This window comes from Nocardia vulneris (assembly GCF_001613425.1).
In the GTDB taxonomy this organism is placed as follows: domain Bacteria; phylum Actinomycetota; class Actinomycetes; order Mycobacteriales; family Mycobacteriaceae; genus Nocardia; species Nocardia vulneris.
The window spans coordinates 330,696-349,303 of sequence record NZ_BDCI01000008.1 but is presented as its reverse complement, the minus strand read 5'-3'; the positions used below and the strand labels follow the sequence as shown (position 1 = coordinate 349,303).

The 18,608-nt window shown below is 67.5% G+C and carries 16 protein-coding genes; 11 read left to right on the top strand and 5 right to left on the bottom strand.

The window, feature by feature from the left end:
* Positions 1 to 113: 113 nt before the first annotated feature.
* The 3 genes from NVU01S_RS12795 (at position 114) to NVU01S_RS12785 (ending at position 2,794) form a co-directional block, all read left to right on the top strand.
* Entirely contained in the window at positions 114 to 1,295 is a 1,182-nt protein-coding gene (locus NVU01S_RS12795; RefSeq protein WP_043678224.1) for a DUF418 domain-containing protein, read from the top strand.
* A gap of 94 nt (positions 1,296 to 1,389) precedes the next feature.
* Complete coding sequence (locus NVU01S_RS12790; protein ID WP_063048105.1) at positions 1,390 to 2,121, top strand: SDR family NAD(P)-dependent oxidoreductase; 732 nt, start codon at positions 1,390 to 1,392, stop codon at positions 2,119 to 2,121.
* A gap of 247 nt (positions 2,122 to 2,368) precedes the next feature.
* A complete protein-coding gene (locus tag NVU01S_RS12785; protein WP_167829428.1) occupies positions 2,369 to 2,794 on the top strand; it encodes a GNAT family N-acetyltransferase in 426 nt (141 codons plus the stop codon).
* Between the two features lie 37 nt (positions 2,795 to 2,831).
* Here the strand turns inward: NVU01S_RS12785 and NVU01S_RS12780 are convergent, their stop codons facing one another.
* Complete coding sequence (locus tag NVU01S_RS12780; RefSeq protein ID WP_043677509.1) at positions 2,832 to 3,845, bottom strand: SCO2522 family protein; 1,014 nt, start codon at positions 3,843 to 3,845, stop codon at positions 2,832 to 2,834.
* 249 nt (positions 3,846 to 4,094) lie between these two features.
* On the opposite strand from NVU01S_RS12780, the gene NVU01S_RS12775 reads away from it, so the two are divergent.
* From NVU01S_RS12775 to NVU01S_RS12760, 4 genes are all read left to right on the top strand, one after another.
* Positions 4,095 to 5,234, top strand: a complete 1,140-nt coding sequence (locus tag NVU01S_RS12775; protein WP_043677511.1) for a Fic family protein — start codon at positions 4,095 to 4,097, stop codon at positions 5,232 to 5,234.
* A 70-nt stretch (positions 5,235 to 5,304) separates the two neighbouring features.
* Positions 5,305 to 6,006 (top strand): GntR family transcriptional regulator, encoded by a 702-nt coding sequence (locus NVU01S_RS12770; RefSeq protein WP_052281069.1) that lies wholly within the window; start codon positions 5,305 to 5,307, stop codon positions 6,004 to 6,006.
* A gap of 46 nt (positions 6,007 to 6,052) precedes the next feature.
* A complete protein-coding gene (gene atzF, locus NVU01S_RS12765) occupies positions 6,053 to 7,765 on the top strand; it encodes an allophanate hydrolase (RefSeq protein WP_043677512.1) in 1,713 nt (570 codons plus the stop codon).
* Positions 7,766 to 7,828: 63 nt separating this feature from the next.
* On the top strand, positions 7,829 to 9,094 hold the full coding sequence (locus NVU01S_RS12760; RefSeq protein ID WP_244467421.1) for an FAD-dependent monooxygenase: 1,266 nt from the start codon (positions 7,829 to 7,831) through the stop codon (positions 9,092 to 9,094).
* A 5-nt stretch (positions 9,095 to 9,099) separates the two neighbouring features.
* On the opposite strand, the gene NVU01S_RS12755 is transcribed toward NVU01S_RS12760, so the two are convergent.
* From NVU01S_RS12755 to NVU01S_RS12740, 4 genes are all read right to left on the bottom strand, one after another.
* The gene (locus NVU01S_RS12755; protein WP_043677623.1) at positions 9,100 to 9,687 is read right to left on the bottom strand and encodes a TetR/AcrR family transcriptional regulator; all 588 of its coding nucleotides are present in this window, start codon (positions 9,685 to 9,687) and stop codon (positions 9,100 to 9,102) included.
* Complete coding sequence (locus NVU01S_RS12750) at positions 9,684 to 10,910, bottom strand: cytochrome P450 (protein ID WP_043677516.1); 1,227 nt, start codon at positions 10,908 to 10,910, stop codon at positions 9,684 to 9,686. The genes NVU01S_RS12755 and NVU01S_RS12750 overlap by 4 nt, the downstream gene beginning before the upstream one ends.
* A gap of 783 nt (positions 10,911 to 11,693) precedes the next feature.
* On the bottom strand, positions 11,694 to 13,049 hold the full coding sequence (locus NVU01S_RS12745; protein ID WP_043677518.1) for a serine hydrolase domain-containing protein: 1,356 nt from the start codon (positions 13,047 to 13,049) through the stop codon (positions 11,694 to 11,696).
* 66 nt (positions 13,050 to 13,115) lie between these two features.
* Positions 13,116 to 14,468, bottom strand: coding sequence for a serine hydrolase domain-containing protein (locus NVU01S_RS12740; RefSeq protein ID WP_043677520.1), 1,353 nt, complete (start codon positions 14,466 to 14,468; stop codon positions 13,116 to 13,118).
* Positions 14,469 to 14,778: 310 nt separating this feature from the next.
* On the opposite strand from NVU01S_RS12740, the gene NVU01S_RS12735 reads away from it, so the two are divergent.
* From NVU01S_RS12735 to NVU01S_RS12720, 4 genes are all read left to right on the top strand, one after another.
* Positions 14,779 to 15,219: a Fur family transcriptional regulator gene (locus NVU01S_RS12735; RefSeq protein WP_014981156.1), complete on the top strand. Its 441-nt coding sequence runs from the start codon at positions 14,779 to 14,781 to the stop codon at positions 15,217 to 15,219.
* Between the two features lie 59 nt (positions 15,220 to 15,278).
* On the top strand, positions 15,279 to 16,766 hold the full coding sequence (locus tag NVU01S_RS12730) for a catalase (RefSeq protein WP_043677522.1): 1,488 nt from the start codon (positions 15,279 to 15,281) through the stop codon (positions 16,764 to 16,766).
* Between the two features lie 107 nt (positions 16,767 to 16,873).
* Positions 16,874 to 17,794, top strand: a complete 921-nt coding sequence (gene bla / locus NVU01S_RS12725; protein ID WP_043677525.1) for a class A beta-lactamase — start codon at positions 16,874 to 16,876, stop codon at positions 17,792 to 17,794.
* Between the two features lie 75 nt (positions 17,795 to 17,869).
* Complete coding sequence (locus tag NVU01S_RS12720) at positions 17,870 to 18,472, top strand: TetR/AcrR family transcriptional regulator (RefSeq protein ID WP_043677526.1); 603 nt, start codon at positions 17,870 to 17,872, stop codon at positions 18,470 to 18,472.
* Positions 18,473 to 18,608 lie beyond the last annotated feature (136 nt).

Sequence of the window (18,608 nt, the reverse complement as noted above, 5' to 3'; positions counted from 1 at the left end):
TCCTCGGGATCGGTACATCAGGACCGGTTGCATACTAGCCGCACAGATAGTATCTATTGGATAGTATCCATCAGACATTTAAGATTCGCGGTCAATCGAGGAAGCTGGCAGCCATGACCGATCAACTGGTCACGCCGCGTACCCGCGTCTACGACGTAGACGCACTACGCGGCTTCGCCCTGCTGGGCATATTCATCGTCAACATCACGTTCATGTCGTCCGGCTACCCGGGGAACCTGGTGACCGATCCGGCATTCGCCGGCCCGGTCGACGAGGTGGTCCGCGGACTGTCCACGGTCTTCGTCGACATGAAGTTCTATCTGCTGTTCTCGTTCCTGTTCGGCTACAGCTTCACCTTGCAGCTGACCTCGGCGGCCGACGCGGGCGCGGCGTTCGAACCGCGCATGCTGCGGCGCATCGCCGGGTTGTTCCTCATCGGTGTCGCGCACATCGTGTTCCTGTACGGCGGCGACGTGCTCACCACGTACGCGCTCGCCTGCCTCGCGCTTTTCCTGTTGCGGCGGGTCACCGACCGGACCGCGCTACGCATCGCCGGCGTGCTCTACGGCTTGGTGCTGTCAAGCCTGCTGATCAGCGGCTTGTTCCTGGATACGGCGGCCTGGCTGCCCACGCCGGAACAGGCGCGAGCCAACGCCGAGCAAACAACCGCGGCCATGCTCGGCGGCTGGGGCGAGATCATCGGCACCCACCTGGACGGACTCCCGCTGCTGATCCTGCAGGCCGTCACCCTGCAGGGGCCGACCGCGCTGGCGATGTTCCTGCTCGGCCTGGTCGCGGGTCGCCGCAAGCTGCTGGCGCGGGTGCGGGGCGACGAGCCGGTGCTGCGCCGCATCCAGTGGATCGGCTTCTCGATCGGCCTCGCGGGCAGCGTGCTCTACACCCTCGGCGGTGGCACCGGCACGACGCTCGCGGTGGCGATCAGCGTTGCTACCGCGCCCCTGCTGTCGGCCGCGTACGTCGCGACGCTGCTGCGGCTGATGCACAGCCCCCGCACCGCGTGGCTCCGCACCGCGCTGGCCCCGGCCGGACGGATCGCGCTGACGAACTATCTCGGTCAATCCGCGATCGGCTTGCTCCTGTTCACCGGGATCGGTCTCGGCTGGGCGGGCCGTCTGTCGCCGGGCGCGACCATGGCGGTGGCGGTGCTCGTCTTCGGACTTCAGCTGGCGGTCAGCGCGGTGTGGTTGCGCCGCTACCGGTACGGCCCCGCCGAATGGATCCTGCGGTGGCTCACCAATGCCCGCCGCCCCGCCTGGCGCAGCACACCGGGGTGACACCCCTCACCATCGCACTGATCGGCGCGGTTCGACCGGGAGGGTGGCTCGCCTTGGGGCAGAATCGGTTTCGCCCCCTCCGAAAGGCTGAGTCATGCGCGCACCCGCCGAGGACGTCACCGGAACGCTGGCCGGGAAGACCGTGCTGATCACCGGTGGCGACACCGGCGTCGGCAAGGAGATCGCCGTTTCGCTCGCCGCGCAGGGCGCGCAGGTGGTGATCCAGCATCCGCACGCACCGGAATCGGCCGCCGATGTGGTCAAGGAGATCACCGGCTCCGGTGGTTCGGCGCTGGCACTCGCGGCCGATATCGGCGATCGCCTCGAATACGAGGAGCTGGTGCAGGCCCTGCTCGAAGAGTGCGGGCAGTGGGATGTGCTGGTGACCACCCCGGCTGCCGCGCTCACCACTCCCCTGGCCGAGCTCACCGCGGACGAATTCGACAGCGCCTTCGCGACACCGGCGCGGGGCGTGCTGCACGGCCTGCAACTCGCCTCGGCACACCTGGCCGACGGCGGGCGGGTCATCACCGTCGCGAACGCGGCACCCCCGAGCACCACCGTCGACGAGGCCGCCACCGGGGCAATCGCGGAGTTCACCCGCGTACTGGCCGCGGACTTCACGCCGCGGCGCATCGCCGTCAACGCGGTGAGCGCGGCGACCGGCAGCCCCGATCCGAACGCGGCGCGACTCCTCGGCCCCGTGAGCGAAACAACCGAAATCTCGGAAGTGGTCGCGTTTCTGGCGAGCGACGCCGCCGAAGCGGTCACTGCGCAGCATATTCGGGTCGCTCGAGGCGGCGAAGGAACCGGAAACACCGCCTGAGGCGCATATCCGCGAATATCGAGCAACGAAATATTCCGCCGAATTACCACCGGTGCCACCCCGGTCATCCCGGGGCCGCCCCGACGGAATAACGCAATGGCGCATAAACTACCTCGATCCGGACAGCGTGTGCCGTGCGCCCGCCGAACATGCGAGCAAACGCCTACGCTGTTGATTTATGACCCGCGTTACCGCGCAAGGGAACACAGTGGACATCGCGACAGCGTCATCGACGCCCGTGTACCGGTTGGCCGCACTCGCCGATCTCGCCCGTGTCGCGGCGGTCGAGCAGGAACGATTCGGCCCCGACGCCTACCCCTACTTCGTGTTGCGCCAGCTCTTCGACCTGCACGGCTGCGACTGGCTGGTCGCGGAGGTGGACGACGTCGTCTGCGGGCACCTGCTGGTCGCCCTCACCCCCGATCGGCGCGCCTGGCTGCTCAGCTTCGCCGTCACCGAGAGCAAGTGCGGCCGGGGCTACGGGTCAACCCTTTTGGCGCAGGCGATAGAGCTGTGCAGCCGACACTCGGTGCGCAGCATTCTGATAACCGTCCGGCCAACCAACCAGTCGGCCTATAACCTGTACAAGCGAATGGGTTTCACCTGGACCGCTTATGAGGAACACTACTTCGGCATCGGCGAGCCTCGCGACATACTCGAGTACAAACTCTGACCGGAGCACGATTCCCGTAACGTCGAGCGCAAGCCATTCACGTTCCGTCCCACAGCAAATGGGAAACCCGGTCGGAGACTTTGCGCGACACCGTCACCGGCACCTCCTCCGCGGCGCCGCGGGCGATGAGCTGATCTAGCACGGCACGATCCACATCCAGGTGATCCAGGATCAGCTGGGTCGAATGCACCAGAGCGGCACGATGTTTGGGCACGATAGACATCAACCGGTAGGCCGCGAACGGAGGCGCGCCGGGGTCCAGTTGTATTACCGCCGGTAGCTCCTGCCACCTGCTGGGCCACTGCGCTTCCGGCGCGACGACCTGCGGCCGCACGACCGCCGCGCCGCGGTACCGCAGCACGCCGAGCCGCAGCAGCTGCCAGACCGCGGTGAGCATCGGCGCCGACCACCGGCGGTGAATTTCATTGCGCCCGTTGGCGGACTCGGTGCGCTCACTCCACAGCTGCACATCCAGGAAGATCGAATGCTCGCTGCGGCCGAACTCTTCCGCGGGCCGGAACGGCAGCATCCACCGGTGCTGCGGTTGTTCCCCCTCCGACGGGCGGCGGCCGTTGCACAACCAGCCGGACTCCGCGGTCGGCGGGCGACGCCCAGCCGATGACGAAACATCCGGCTCGGCAACGATACTCGCGGCGACCAGCTCCGCGAGGCTGATCGGCGCGCCCGATGGCTCGCCGTCATCGCGTGGAATCGCCGCCGCGCAGCCTGATTGGCGGGCCAGATAATCGATCCGCACGCCGGTTTCGTCCGCCGCGGTGAGCAACTTGCCGAGAATGTCGCGCGGATCGGCGTTGGGCGCGGTGTAGTCGTCGAGGAAATAGCAGGTACTCACCCGCACCCGGGAGCCGAATTCCGCCCGGGCGACGGCGATGAACGCCTCGACCAACGGGGCGATCCCGCGAAATCGGCGCAGCACCTGATCCATGTCGTGTGCGATCTGATGCACCGAGAAATGGCCGACCTCGAGCGAGAGCTGCGACAGCGGCACCTGCTCGATCCGGGCCTGTTCCCCGTGCTCGCGGTAGCCCATCACGACTCAGCACCCCATCGCGTCCCGGCGCGCACACGCCACCTCATCCAACCGGACCAGCCCCGTTCCCACGCCCGCCGACCCTAAAAGTGTGCGCCCCTTCCCACCCCCAGCCAACCCCCCGCGCACCGTTCTCGACATACGGAAGGACTGCCCTGGCCAGGCCACAGCGTCCTGTTGTCCCTAATTTTAAGACAGTTTGTAATTTCTGTCCTAAGATTAGAGACATCGAGACATGGAGGTGAGCCGTTGCTTTACACAACCCCCGAGCTGGACCCCACCGACCAGATCGTGCTCGCCGGAATCTACCGTCGTCGGGACAATCTGGCCTCGGCGATGCGGGTGCCGAAACGATGGCCCGGTTTGCTGCGCCGCAATCTCATGGCCCGCGCCATCCGGGGCTCGAACAGCATCGAGGGCTACCACGTCGAAACCGATGACGCGGCGGCTGCCGTCGACTACGAAGAGGCGCTGACCGCGGACGAACAGACCTTCGCCGAGATCCGCGGCTACCGGCAGGCCCTCGGCTATGTCCTCACCGTGGCGCAGGGCAGTGCGTCCGTCGACGAATCCACCATCAAGGCATTGCATTTCATGATGCTCGGCCACGATCTGTCCAAGAGCCCCGGCCAGTACCGCGCCGGAGCGATCTACGTGCGCGATGAATCCACCGGTGATGCGGTCTACGAGGGCCCGGGTTCAGCGATGGTTCCGGCGTTGATGGCCGAATTCGCGGACACGTTGGGAAACGAGACCGATCCGATCGTCGCTGGTGCGATGGCGCATCTGAATCTCGTGATGATCCATCCCTTTCGCGACGGCAACGGCCGAATGGCTCGCGCACTACAAACTCTCGTCGTCTCCCGCGGTGGTCTCGCCGAACCGACCTTTTGCAGTATCGAGGAATGGCTCGGCGTGAATACCGAGGACTACTACCGCATTCTGGCGATCACGGGTGCCGGCGTCTGGTCTCCGGCACGAGACGCCGGGCTGTGGCTGAAGTTCAACCTGCGTGCCCATGACATCCAAGCCCAAACGGTCGAGGGGCGACTACGGCGCACCGAACGCGCCTGGCTACGCCTCGATGAGCGGACCACCGAACTCAAACTGCCCGAAAGGGTTACCGACATCCTGTACGACGCGTTGATCGGGTTCCGCATCCGCAGGCACGGCTACCTCGTGCGCGCGGCGATCGATGAGCGCACCGCCTCGCGCGACTTCAAAGCCTTGACCGAGATCGGACTGCTGGCCGCGCGGGGCGAGACCCGCGCACGCCACTACGTCGCCGGCCCGAAGTTGCTGGAGCTCAGATCGGTCGTCCGGGCGGAGGTGCCGCGGCGGATCGTGGATCCGTATCCCAAGCTGCGGGCCGAGTTGTTGATGCTTTGAGGGCGGGGGGTTACGGGGTGCTTACTTGGGGTCATGTGGATGAAATGCGAGGTGGGTAGCGTATACAGGTATGTCGACACGGGCGGGAACGCTGGAGAGTGCGGGTGGGCGGGCGCTGCGGGATGTGGTGTATGTGGCGCTGCGCGGGGAGTTGATGAATGGGGACATCAGGTTCGGGGAGCGGCTGACCGAGCCGAAGCTGGCGGCGCGGTTCGGGATCTCACGGACACCGATTCGTGAGGCGTTGACCGTGCTCTGCGCGGACGGCCTGCTGCAACGCGAGGAGTTCGGGTTCAGCCCGGTGCGTCCGAGCATTCCGTTGATTCGCGACCTCTACGAGCTGCGAATCACGCTGGAGCTGGGCGGAATACAGCGTGCGCTGATGAATCCCACGGTGTCCCACGATCGTGCCCTGCTCGCGGCGGAACGCGATGCGTGGCTGGCACTGCGCGCCGACCCGCCGGCACAGGAACCGGGATTCGTGGTGCGCGACGAGGAATTCCACGTCACGCTGCTCACCGCCGCGGGCAACGCCGAAATGGTGCGGGCGCTGCAGGCGGTGAACTCCCGCATCCGGCACGTCCGGATGTACGACTTCATGGTCAACAACCGCATCGAGACCACCATCGCCGAGCACCTCGGCATCCTCGATGCCGTACTGGCCGAGGATCTTTCGCTCGCCTACCGGCTGCTGCACACACATATCGGCGCATCGCTCGACGTGGTCCTCGACCGCGTCACCCGAGCCATCGCCGCGATGGCCGCCGAATAGACCACGCCGAACCGGAATCCCACCAGCAGTGATCGGAGTCGACAGAATGACCACCGGCGACCCAGCCGAGACACCCACCGAACGCGTGGCCGCCGCCTACCAGCGGATCGCGGAGGTGGACCGGCCCGAGGTTTGGATCACGCTGCGCGACCAGCAGGCGGTCGCCGCCGAGGCGGCGGCGATCGAAGCGCGGCTGGCCGCGGGCGCGGCGCTGCCGCTGGCCGGTCTGCTGGTCGCGGTCAAGGACAATATCGATGTGGCTGGCCTGCCGACCACGGCGGCGTGCCCCGAATTCGCCTACACCGCACAGCACACCGCGTCGGCGATCGAACGGCTGGTCGCAGCGGGCGCGGTCGTGCTCGGCAAGACCAATCTCGACCAGTTCGCGACCGGTTTGGTCGGCACGCGCAGCCCGTACGGCGCGGTGCGCAACGCGCACGACCCGGCGCTGGTCTCCGGCGGGTCCAGTTCGGGTTCGGCGGTGGCCGTCGCGTTGGGCATCGCCGATCTCGGGATCGGTACCGACACCGCGGGTTCCGGCCGCGTGCCCGCGGCCTATCACGGAATCGTCGGCCTCAAAGCGACATTGGGCATCATTCCGGCGCACGGCGTGGTGCCCGCGTGCGCGGACTACGACGCGGTCACCGTCTTCGCCGACGATCTCGACACGGCAGTGGCGGCGGCCGCGGTGATGTGCGGGCCCGAGCCACGCGATCCGCGCAGTCGCCCCTGGCCTGCCGATGTCCGGTTGGCGGCACCGGCGGCGGCGCGCATCGCGGTACCGCGGGCCGCGGACCTCGTCGCACTGTGCGCACCGTATCGCGAGGCGTTCGCCAGAACTATCGCCGCCGCAGCCGATTCCGGTGCAAAGCTCGAAGAGGTCGACATCTCCGGCCTGCTCGAGGCCGCGCGGTTGCTCTACGACGGCGCGATCGTCGCCGAACGCCATGCCGCGGTCGGCGAGTTCCTGGCCACCGCGCCCGCCGGCGCGGACCCGACGGTCGCCGCGATCATCGAATCCGCCGGTGCGACAACGGGTCCGGGATTTGCCGCAGACCTCGACACGCTGGCACGCGCCCGTGCAGCCGCCGCCGAACTGCTGACGGACTACGACGCTCTGCTGCTGCCGACCACCACCGAGCATCCGAGTATCGCTGCGGTGCAGGCGGATCCGCTGGGTATCAACCGCCGCCTCGGCACCTACACGAACTTCTGCAACCTGCTCGATCTGGCGGCCGTGGCGGTGCCGGGCGCGCCCACCGCCGACGGCGCGCCGTTCGGCGTCATGCTGGTGACCGCCACGTTCGCCGATCAAGTCGGCATCGATCTGGCCGCCCGTCTGCTCGGCGCCGAATCGGCGCCACTGCTGATACAGAGCGGTGTCGAACTCGCCGTCTTCGGCGCGCACCTGCGCGGCCAACCGCTGCACTGGCAGCTCGAGCAGATCGGCGCGCGCTTCGCCGGAGACATCCGCACGACCGACGCCTACCGCCTGACCGCCTTGGACACCACACCGCCGAAACCCGGACTCGTGCGGCACGGCGCGGGCCTGGGCGCCCCCATCGTCGGCGAACTGTTCCGCGTCGCTACCGCCGGGCTGGGCGAGTTCCTGGCGGCCCTGCCCGCCCCCATGGCGCTGACCAGCATCGAACTGTCCGATGGCCGTTCGGTGATCGGTTTCGCGTGCACCTACGACGCCGCGCTCACCGGCACCGACATCACCGCGTTCGGCGGGTGGAAGGCCTATATCCAGCGCTGATCTCATCTGCACGCTCGTCTTGCACATTTGTACTAGACATATGTCTCAGCCTGCTGTAGACATATGTCTAAGACATTCGAGCAAGCAAGGGAACAGCAGATGAGCACCCACACCCAGCCCCGCGTCCTCGTCGCCGGCGGCGGCATCGGCGGCAATGCCGTTGCGTTGCAACTGCTTCGGTCCGGCATCCGGGCCACCGTGGTCGAGCGCGCCGCCGCACCGCGACCGGGCGGACAAGCGGTCGACCTGCGGGGGCCGAGCGCCGAGGTGGCCGAGCGGATGGGCCTGATGCCGGGCATCCGCGCCGTCCAGCTGGACGAGCGCGGCATGAAGTTCGTCGACGCCGCGGGCCGCGACGTCGTCCGGATGCCGACCGAGCTGTTCGACGGCAAGGGCGCCATCGCCGAAATCGAGATCACCCGTGGGGATTTGAATCAGGTCCTGCTCGACGCGCTGGCGGCCGAAGGCGGCGTGGACTACCGCTACGGCGAGTGGATCACCGATGTTCGCCAGGACGGAACCGGCGTCGACGTCACCTTCGCATCGGGCACGAGCGCCCGCTACGACGTGCTGATCGGCGCGGACGGTCTGCACTCGGCCACCCGCCGGATGGTGTTCGGCCCCGAGGAGCAGTTCTCCACCTATCTCGGCGGGTACATGTCCTTCTTCACCCTGCCCAGCGCCGCGGACGCGGAGGACCACTGGTTCACCATGCACTCGCTGGTCGGCGCGGCCAATATCGGACTGCGCCCGGACGCCGACCCGGCCACCTCGAAGGCGCTGATCACGGTGCGCATGCCGGCCGACCCCGCGCTGCGCCGCGATGTCGCGGCCCAGCAGGACCTGCTCCGGCGCAAGCTGGCGGGCGGCGGCTGGGAGGCGGCGCGGATCGCCGCGGCGATGCCGGAGGCGACCGACTTCTATTTCGACGAGCTGGCGCGCATCGATATGCCCGCCTGGTCGCAGGGCCGGGTCGTGCTGCTCGGCGACGCGGGCTACTGCGGCTCGCCCCTGTCCGGACAGGGCACCGCGATGGCGTTGCTCGGCGCCTACGTGCTGGCCGGTGAAATCTCCTCGCACGCCGCAGATCCCGAGCTGGCGCTGACCCGCTACGAGGAGGTGCTGCGCCCGTTCATCGCGAAGGCGCAGGAACTCGCCCCCGGCGGCCTGAAGGCCATGACGCCCCAGACCGCGTTGGGCATCCGCGCGGGCCAGACGCTCAGCAAACTGATGACCTCGAAGGTGCTGCGGCCGTTGATGATGAAGATGTTCACCAAGACCGAATCCTACGAGCTGCCCGACTACCCGGCACTCAGCACCGCCGGGTAGTCGGGTTACTCGACCACGGTCCGCTCGTCCAGCAGAAACGGCAGCACGAAGGTACGCAACATGATTCGCTCTTCGTCTGCACCGTCCCCGGGCAGTGTCAGCAGCGAGACCATGGCCCGGATCACCCACTGGCCGACGCGTTGCGCCGCCTTCGCGGGCAGGTCGGGGCGGAATCCGGACACGAAGTCAGCGGCTAGCGCGTCCAGCACGGCGGATGAATTCGACAGCTGCGCAACGATTCCGGCATTCTCCGCAGCGAACCATACTGCCAGGTGCGGGGTCTTGCGCACCTCCGCGAGCAAGGCGGTGAGCCCGTCGAGCAGGCGGTCCGCCGGGTCCGTCGCCGCCGGGCGGGCCGGATCACGCCACACCCGTTCGACCACCTGGCGCGCCTCGCGCCCGGCGAAGGCCACGTACAGCGCCTGGCGATTCTCGAAGTAGCGGTAGAGCGTCGCCCGCGAACACCCTGCGGCCTCGGCCACTTCGGCCATGCCGATACCGCTGACGCCCTTTTCGATGAACAGTGCGCGGACCGCGTCGAGGATGCGCTCACTCGCCAGTTCCGCGCGATCGTCCGACAGCCAGCCGCTCATGCCGCGCACCGGAACGCAAGGGTGGTCGGCCGCCGGACGTATGGTCCGGGCGCGTATTCGACCGAATCCCTGTCCACCACATAGTCGGGGAAGCGATCGAGCAGTTCCTCCAGCGCGACCCGGGCCTGCATACGGGCGACCGCGGCACCGAGGCAGTGGTGGGGTCCGTGGCCGAAGGTGAGGATGCGCTGCGGATTCCGCTCGATGTCGAGCTGGGCGGCGTCGGCGCCGAACGCTTGTTCGTCCCGGTTGGCGGAGCCGAAGACCAGGAGCACCTTGCGTCCGGCGGGAATCTCCTTGCCGCCCAGCTGAAGTGGCCGCGTCGCGGTGCGCGCCAGACACTGCACCGGCGCGGTGAGCCGGGCGAATTCCTCGATGGCCGTGCGGATCCGGTCCTTGTCCGCGACCAGCGCGGCCCGCTGGTCCGGATGTTGTTGCAGCAGTTGGACCGCACCCCCGAGCAGGCCTGTCGTGGTGTCGTTGCCCCCGGCCACCATGGTCCAGGTGTAGGCCAGGATCTGTACCAGGCCACGGACATCGGCATCGTCGGCCGCCATCCCCGCCTGTACGAGCAGCGACACCGTATCGTCGCCCGGATCGGTTCGGCGCCGCTTGATCAGCTCGGCGAAGTAGCCCATCATCGCCATCGAAGCGGGCATCGCCTGGGTACTCGCCCGATCGGTACTGCCCGCGACGACGGCGTCGGTCCAGCCGTCGAACCGGCCCCGGTCTGCGGCGGGCACGCCCAGGTAGTGCGCGACCACCATGCTCGGCAGCGGTTTGAACAGCCGCGCGACGATATCGCCGCCACCGTCGGCGGCGAGGCCGTCCAGCCGTTCGCGCACGAACTGCCGCACCACCGGCTCCACGTCGCACACCTGGCGCGGCGTGAAGCCCCGGGCGACGAGTTTGCGAAAGTCGGTGTGCTCGGGCGGATCCTGCATCACCAGCGGCGGATTGTCGGTGAGGCAGATCTGTTCCAGTTCGCCGTATTCCACGGTCAGTCCGTCGCGCGAGGAGTAGGTCGCGCTGTCGCGGGCGGCGGCGTACACGTGCTCATGGGTGGTCAGCACCCAGTAGTCGTCGGCCGGGCGGGCCGGCGGCACCACGTGGTGGACCGGATCCTGCTCGCGCAGTGCGGCATACATCGCCCAGGGCGAAAGCCAGGTGGGGCCGGAGCGCAACTCGAAGACCGGAGCCGGACGATACGCATCGATCAACATGTAGTGACGGTAAGACAAAATCGCAAAAGTGTCTAGAACAAGTTCCAGTCGCGCTGCCCGGACCGATCACCCTCCGAAACCGGTCCGGCCGCCCGTCCGACCCGGGACCGGCGCCTGCGCACCCCGTGGTTACCTTCGGCAGTGGCAACACCGAGTTGCCCGCCAGCTCCGGGAAGAGCCATCGAAGGCGTATGCCCGCGTCCCGAGTGGCCTACCGAGCCGGTCACCCCTCGTGGACCGGCCCGGCAGGCACTCTCAACCCCCGGGACCCGACCTGCCAACCCCTCGAAGACAGGTCGAGCCCCGTTCCCCACCCCCGGTGGTGGCTCTGCACCCCGTCAACCGGAGCACCCGGTGTATTCGGTGTGACTCAAACAATGCCGTCGGCGGCTTAGCACGCACTTAAGAACACCTTGTAGGGGAAAAATTGCAGGTGATGGTGCCGATACGGCGACGAATGTGCGGAGTTTGTAGCACGCGGTCCCGGATAGCCGATGATGGAGACAAGTGCGCCAAGGAGATTGGAACGACGATGGAAACCGTGGTGGTCTGGGTATTGGCCTGTGTGCTGTATTGGTGGGGTCTGCTGTAGCAGTCGGCCGGAAAGCCTGGTCCACCCGGACCAGGCCTACTACATGCGGTCGTAGGCGTTCGCGCCGAGACCGACGCGAGTTGCCGCGGTGCACCCTCCGCAGCAGGCTGCCCCTTCCACCGAACCACGTTGCCCCACCCACCCGCCGAGCGAACCCCTGACCGCACTGCGCCTAGCGGATCGAACGAGCGCTACCTGCGAATGCCGGGTGCGCCGGGGCCCAGGCAGACCATGATGGCGCAACCCGGCGCGGTGTCCCAGAATGGCGGCGCGAGTGGCGAATTCAGGCAGGACAGGACGTTGCAGCCGGGATAGGCGAACGGCCCCGCGCCGAAAACCGCCAGCACGAAGTTGAAGTCGACGAACTGGCCGGGGTTGAGCCGGATCGGCGGTTCGACGTACGGCCCCGGGTCGGGGATCGGCGGCTCGTGAAATGCCGCGAAGAGCCTGCGGAAGAACTCGTACGGCAGTTCCTGGGTGTTCTGGATTACGCCGGACAGACCGTACTGGCTGACGTTGCCGTAGAACCCCGTCCACACCACCGTGAGATCGAGACTCGGCATGATGAAGACGTTCTGCATGCCGAGTCCGGCCATCATGTACACATCGGACGGCAGAATGGCCGCGGACTCGGCGCAACCCGGCCCGAGCCAGAACAGATAGCCGTAGCAGCGGTTGGTCGCCGACGGTGTGCGCGCCTGCCGCAGATACTCCCGCGAGACGAGTTGCGTTGTGCCCCAGCGCCCGTCATTGCTGACGAGCAGTCCGAGCTTGGCGAAGTCGTTGGGCGGGATCATCAAGTGGGCGTAGCCGTAGGTATGTCCGGAACGGTCCCGCGCCCAGTAGTAGTCGCCGCGTTCGATGCCGAGCGGGTCGAACAGCTCGCGCTGCGCGAACTGCTGGAGCGGTTCGCCGATCGCCAGCTCCATGACGTAGGTGAGCAGATCGACGTTGCGCTGGCTGTAGCTGAAAACGGTGCCGGGCGGGTTGTCCAGCGGCACCCCCAACGCCTGCACCGCGCTGTTCGGATCGATCGGAATCACCGCGGTGGCACCCTCGGTCAGCACGCCGACCTTCATCCCCGAGGTCTCGGTGAGCAGATTCGCCACGGTGATCGAGCGATGCTCGGCATCGCCGAGGCCGGGCGGCAGGTACCGGTCTATGCGGGCGTCGATATCGAGCTTGCCCTGGTCCCAGGCGATTCCGGCGAGCAGCGAGACCACACTCTTCGTGGCACTCCAGATGTTCCACGCAGTATCACCGGTCTGCGCGTTCGTCGGCCCTTCGCCGATCAGGCAGTTGTGCCGGAACACCTGGACGTTCAACCGGTTTCGGGTGGCGGCGAACTGCAATGCGGCACTGAGCCGTTGCCGGTCCACGCCGACCTGCTCCGGTTCGGCCCTGGCGAAATCGCGACCGGACGACACCGCACAACTCGCCGTCTCCGATATCCGGTCAGGCGCCGCCTGCGCGCTCGCGACGACGCCGTGGCCCGCCACCAGCGATAGCGCAGCGAACCCGATCAGGAATCCACCGAATCGCCCCATGGACACGAGGTTATCGCGTGCGTCCAGGACAGACCCGGGAATGACGGATGCCGGCCGGGCCGAGATTCAGCGAATTCCTGGCGCACCGGGCCCGAGGCACAGCAGAATCGCACAGCCCGGCGCGGTATCCCAAAAGGGCGGAGCCAGTGGATAGTCCAGGCAGGAGAAGACGTTGCAGCCCGGATAGGCATTCGGGCCGATGCCGAACACCGCGAGCAGAATGTCCTCGTCGACGTAGGTCCGCGGGTCCAGCCGCACCGGCGGCTCGACGAACGGGCCGGGGTCGGGCAGGGGTCGATCATGGAAGGCGGCGAAGAGTTTCCGGAAGAATTCGTAGGGCAGCTCCGCCTGATTCTGCAGGGTGCCGGTCAATCCGCCGCTGCTCTTGTTGCCGAAGAAACCGGTCCAGACCACCGTCAGATCGAGGCTGGGGATGCCGAAGACGTTCTGCATGCCCAGCCCGTCCATCATGAAGATGTCTTCCGGCACGTTGTAGAGCGGTGCCGCGCACTCGGGCCCGAGCCAGAACAGGTAGCCGTAACATTCGTTCGGCTCGGAGGGCCGCAGTGCCGCGCGCAGGTACTCGGTCGAGACGATTTGCTGTGCGCCCCAACGCCCGTCGTTGCTCACCAGCAGGCCGAGCTTGGCGAAATCGTTCGGCGGGATCATCAGGTGCGCGTAGCCGTAGGTGTGCCCGGCACGATCCCGGGCCCAGTAGTAGTCGCCGCGTTCGATACCGAGCGGGTCGAACAGCTCGCGCTGCGCGAACTGCTGCAACGGCTCGCCCACCGCCAGCTCCATCACATAGGTGAGCAGGTCGACATTGCGCTGGCTGTACCGGAACGTGGTGCCCGGCGGGTGATCCAGCGGCATGCCCAAGGCCTGCACCGCGCTGTTCGGATCGATCGGGATCACGCCGGTGATGCCCTCGGTGAGCGCGCCGACCCGCATGCCCGAGGTTTCGGTGAGCAGATTTTCCACGGTGATCGAGCGATGCTCGGCGTCCCCGAGTCCCGCGGGCAGGTACCGGTCGATCGGCGCGTCGAGATCGAGTTCGCCTCGATCCCAAGCGATTCCCGCGAGCAGTGACACGATGCTCTTGGTGGAGCTCCAGATGTTCCACGCGACGTTGCCGGTCTGTGCGTTCGTCGGGCCTTCGCCGATCAGGCAGTTGTGCCGGAACACCTGCACGTTGAAACGGGCCCGGGTGGCGGCGAAGGTCAACGCGTCGGCGAGCCGATCGCGGTCCAGGCCGACCTGCTCGGGCTCGGCGCGGGCGAACTCGCGACCCGCCGACACCGCACAGCGCACGTCGCCGGACGCACGGTCCGGGGCCGCGTGCGCGGCGCCGGTGCACAGGTTCCCGGCCATCAGTGCCAGCGCGGCGAACCCGACCAGGAATCCACTGCATCGCCCCATGCGCACGAGGCTATCGCCGTACTCCCCCGGATCGGGACAGCCCGGCTCGGCGCGTCAGAAACCACAAACGCCGCCAGGTCCTACGACCTGGCGGCGCTGAGTCGCCGGACGCCACGCCAGCGTCACGACTCGTGTCGACGTCCCACAAGCGCCTCTCGGCGAGTGGTCGCACGCAGCGACAAAGGGTGAGGCCCGGGGCTGTCCGGACGCCGACAGTGGTGATCAACGACCACCGCCCCGGAAGTATTCCAGGCATGACGCACCCCTTCTTTTCTTGACTCATTCCAGAAAAGAGGGGAGTATCGGAGTCATGCACACCAACCACACCGACGCCAAGGCGCAGCTGCGCGCGGCCGGTCTGCGGGTCACCGCCCCGCGGATCGCGGTGTTGGACGCGGTCGCGGCCGCACCGCACACCGATGCGGATCGCGTGGCCGCCACCGTCCGGCAAGCGCTGGGTTCGGTCTCCACCCAGGCCGTCTACGACGTCCTGCGGGCCTGCGTACACGCCGGGATCCTGCGCCGGATCGAGCCCGCCGGATCGGCGGCGCTGTACGAGACCCGGACCGGAGACAACCATCACCACCTGGTGTGCCGCAGCTGCGGCACGGTCGTGGACATCGACTGTGTCGTGGGCGCAGCCCCGTGCCTGGAACCCGACGACGCACACGGGTTCGCGATCGACGAGGCAGAAGTCGTTTTCTGGGGTCTGTGCCCGCAATGCCGCACATCCACGCGGCAAGAATCCTGATCGAGTCCCGGGGGACAGCCCACCCCTGGGACATTCGCACCGACGAGGAGGCTTCGACCATGACCAAGCCGACAACGACGAACACCGGAACCCCGGTGGAGAGCGACAACGAATCGCTCACGGCGGGCACCCAGGGCCCGATCCTGCTGCACGATCACTACCTGATCGAGAAGCTCGCCCAGTTCAACCGGGAACGGGTGCCGGAGCGGATCGTGCACGCCAAGGGCGCGGGCGCCTACGGCGAGCTGGTCGTCACCAACGACGTCAGCCGCTATACCAAAGCCAAGCTGTTCCAGCCCGGCGCGCGCACCGAGTCCCTGGTCCGCTTCTCCACCGTCGCCGGTGAGCAGGGCAGCCCCGACACCTGGCGCGACCCACGGGGTTTCGCGGTGAAGTTCTACACCGAAGACGGCAACTACGATCTGGTCGGCAACAACACCCCGGTCTTCTTCATCAAGGACCCGATCAAGTTCCCCGACTTCATCCGTTCGCAGAAGCGCTTGCCCGGCAACGGACTTCGCGACCACAACATGCAGTGGGACTTCTGGACGCTGCGCCCCGAGACCGCGCACCAGGTGACCTGGCTGATGGGCGACCGCGGCATCCCGAAGACCTACCGGCACATGAACGGCTACGGCTCGCACACCTACCAGTGGATCAACGCCGCGGGCGAACGCTTCTGGGTGAAGTACCACTTCAAGACCGACCAGGGCGTCGACTACCTGACCCAGGCCGACGCCGACCGGATCGCCGGTGAGAACGCCGATTACCACCGCAAGGACCTGTGGGACGCGATCGAACGCGGCGAGTTCCCCAGCTGGACGCTGCACGTGCAGGTGATGCCGGTCGCCGAGGCCGAGAGCTACCGGTTCAACCCGTTCGACCTGACCAAGGTGTGGTCGCACAAGGACTACCCGCTGATCGAGGTCGGCAAGTGGACGCTGAACCGCAACCCGGCCAACTACTTCGTCGATATCGAGCAGGCCGCCTTCGAGCCGTCGAATGTCGTTCCCGGCATCGGCTATTCGCCCGACAAGATGCTGCTCGGCCGCGTGTTCGCCTATGCCGACGCGCACCGCTACCGGATCGGCACCAACTACGCGCAGCTGCCGCCGAACCTGCCGCGGGCCGCGCAGGTGAACTCCTACTCCAAGGAGGGCGCCATGCGGTACTTCTACAACGACGCGAATGTGCCGGTGTACGCGCCGAATTCGTTCGGCGGGCCGCACGCCGATCCGGCGCAGGCACCCGACGGCGGACTCTGGGACTTCGAACCGACCATGGTGCGAGCGGGCTACCTCGAGCACGCCGAAGACGGGGATTTCACCCAGCCGGGCACCCTGGTGCGCGAGGTCTTCAACGATGAGCAGCGGGATCGCCTGGTGAGCAACGTCGTCGGGCATGTGCTCGGCGGCGTGCAGGAGCCGGTGCTGAGCCGCGTCTTCGAGTACTGGACCAAGGTGGATCCCGAGATCGGCAAGCGGATCGAGGATGGGGTGCGCGCCGGGCTCGACGGCGCGCCGACACCGCCGCCCGCACAGGGCTGAGTGCCTGGTCGCGGGGTGCGCACATGCGCATCCCGCGACCATTTCCGCAGGTCAACCGGACCGCGGTCGCAGTTGCCGGATGATCACCCGCCTGCAAAAGTGGTGGGATGATTCGGTTCACACGTGATACCCGGGTGGCGCTGGCCGCCGCCGCGCTGGTCCTGCCGCTGCTGGCCGGCTGCGGCACCGATTCCCCTGCGGCACACACCGAATCATCCGCGGCGAGCACCGCGGCGGTCGCCCCCACCGCCGAACTGACCGCGCTGGAACAGCAGTACGACGCCCAGCTCGGGCTGTTCGCCGTCGACACCGGCAGCGGGAAGACGCTGACCAACCGCGCCGACCAGCGCATGCCCTTCCTGTCCACCTTCAAAGGACTCGCCGCGGGCGCGTTGCTGCAGGCACACCCGCTCGCCACCGGATACTTCGACAAGGTCGTGCATTTCACCGAAGCCGACCTGGTCACCTATTCGCCGGTCACCAGCACCAAGGTGGCCGAGGGCATGACCATCGCGCAGATCGCCGATGCCGCGATCACCCAGAGCGACAACACCGCGGGCAACCTGCTGCTGCGCGAACTCGGTGGGCCGCAAGGACTCACCGCCTTCCTGCGCACCCTCGGCGACCAGGTCAGCCGCCTCGACCGCTGGGAACCGGATCTCAACACCGCCCTGCCCGACGACGAACGCGACACCACCACCCCCGCCGCGCTGGCCGCCGACTACCGCGCCTTGGTCCTCGGCGACGCCCTGGGCGCTCCCGAACGCGAACAGCTCACCAAGTGGCTGAAGACGAACACCACCGGCGACAAGCGAATTCGCGCGGGCGTTCCGGCCGGCTGGACCACCGGTGACAAAACCGGCACCGGCGACTACGGCATGGCCAACGACGCCGCCGTCACCTGGCCCGACGGCGGCCGCGCACCCCTCGTCCTCGCCATCCAAACCCGCAAATCCACCAAAACAGCCGAACCCAGCAACGACCTGGTGGCTGCCGCCACGAAACTCGTCGTCGACAAGTTGCACTGACCGGCGGGTTCCGTGACCGGTTCGCCCGCGGTCGGGATCGAGGGCACAGCGCGACCGCCGGATTAGGCTCGGGCGGTGACTGAGGGACGTGGAGGTCGGGCGGCGCAGGCGGATCGGCGGCGGGAGGAGATTCTCGAGGCGGCGCGCGAGGTCATCGCGGAGCGGGGATATCGGGGGGCTTCGCTGGCGGCGGTGGCCGAGCGGGTGGGGCTGACGCAGCCCGGGCTGCTGCACTATTTTGCGAGCAAAGAAGAACTACTGGTCGCGGTGCTGGAGGCCAGGGATCGCTGGGATACCGCGGCGTTCCTGGCCGGGCCCGCGGCGGGTTCGCAGTTGTCCTCGATCGCGCAGTTGGTGGAGTACAACGCGATGCGGCCCGGGGTGGTGCAGACGTTCACGGCGCTCGCGGCCGAAAGCGTGACGGGACAGCATCCGGCCCGCGCCTACTTCGTCGAGCGGTACGCGAACGCCAGGGCGAAGGTCACCGAGCTGCTGCGAGCGGAATTCGGGGACCGACTCGCGGGCGGGCGCACTCCGGAACAGGTCGCGCCGCTGCTGCTCGCGGTGATGGACGGTTTGCAGACGCAATGGCTGCTCGACCCGCAGACTGTTGACATGGGTGATTCCTTTCGGGACTTCATCGCTCTGCTCGGACCGGGCGCCGACCCCGCAGACTGAGCAAAAGGTAACGAAATCATAACTTCACCTACTATGGATTAGGTGAGCATGGCGGCGGCGCCCGCCGCCCGCTCCGCCCGACGTGGCGACCGCCGACTGTTTCGCGACCGCCACGCGCATTGTCATTGCGAGACAG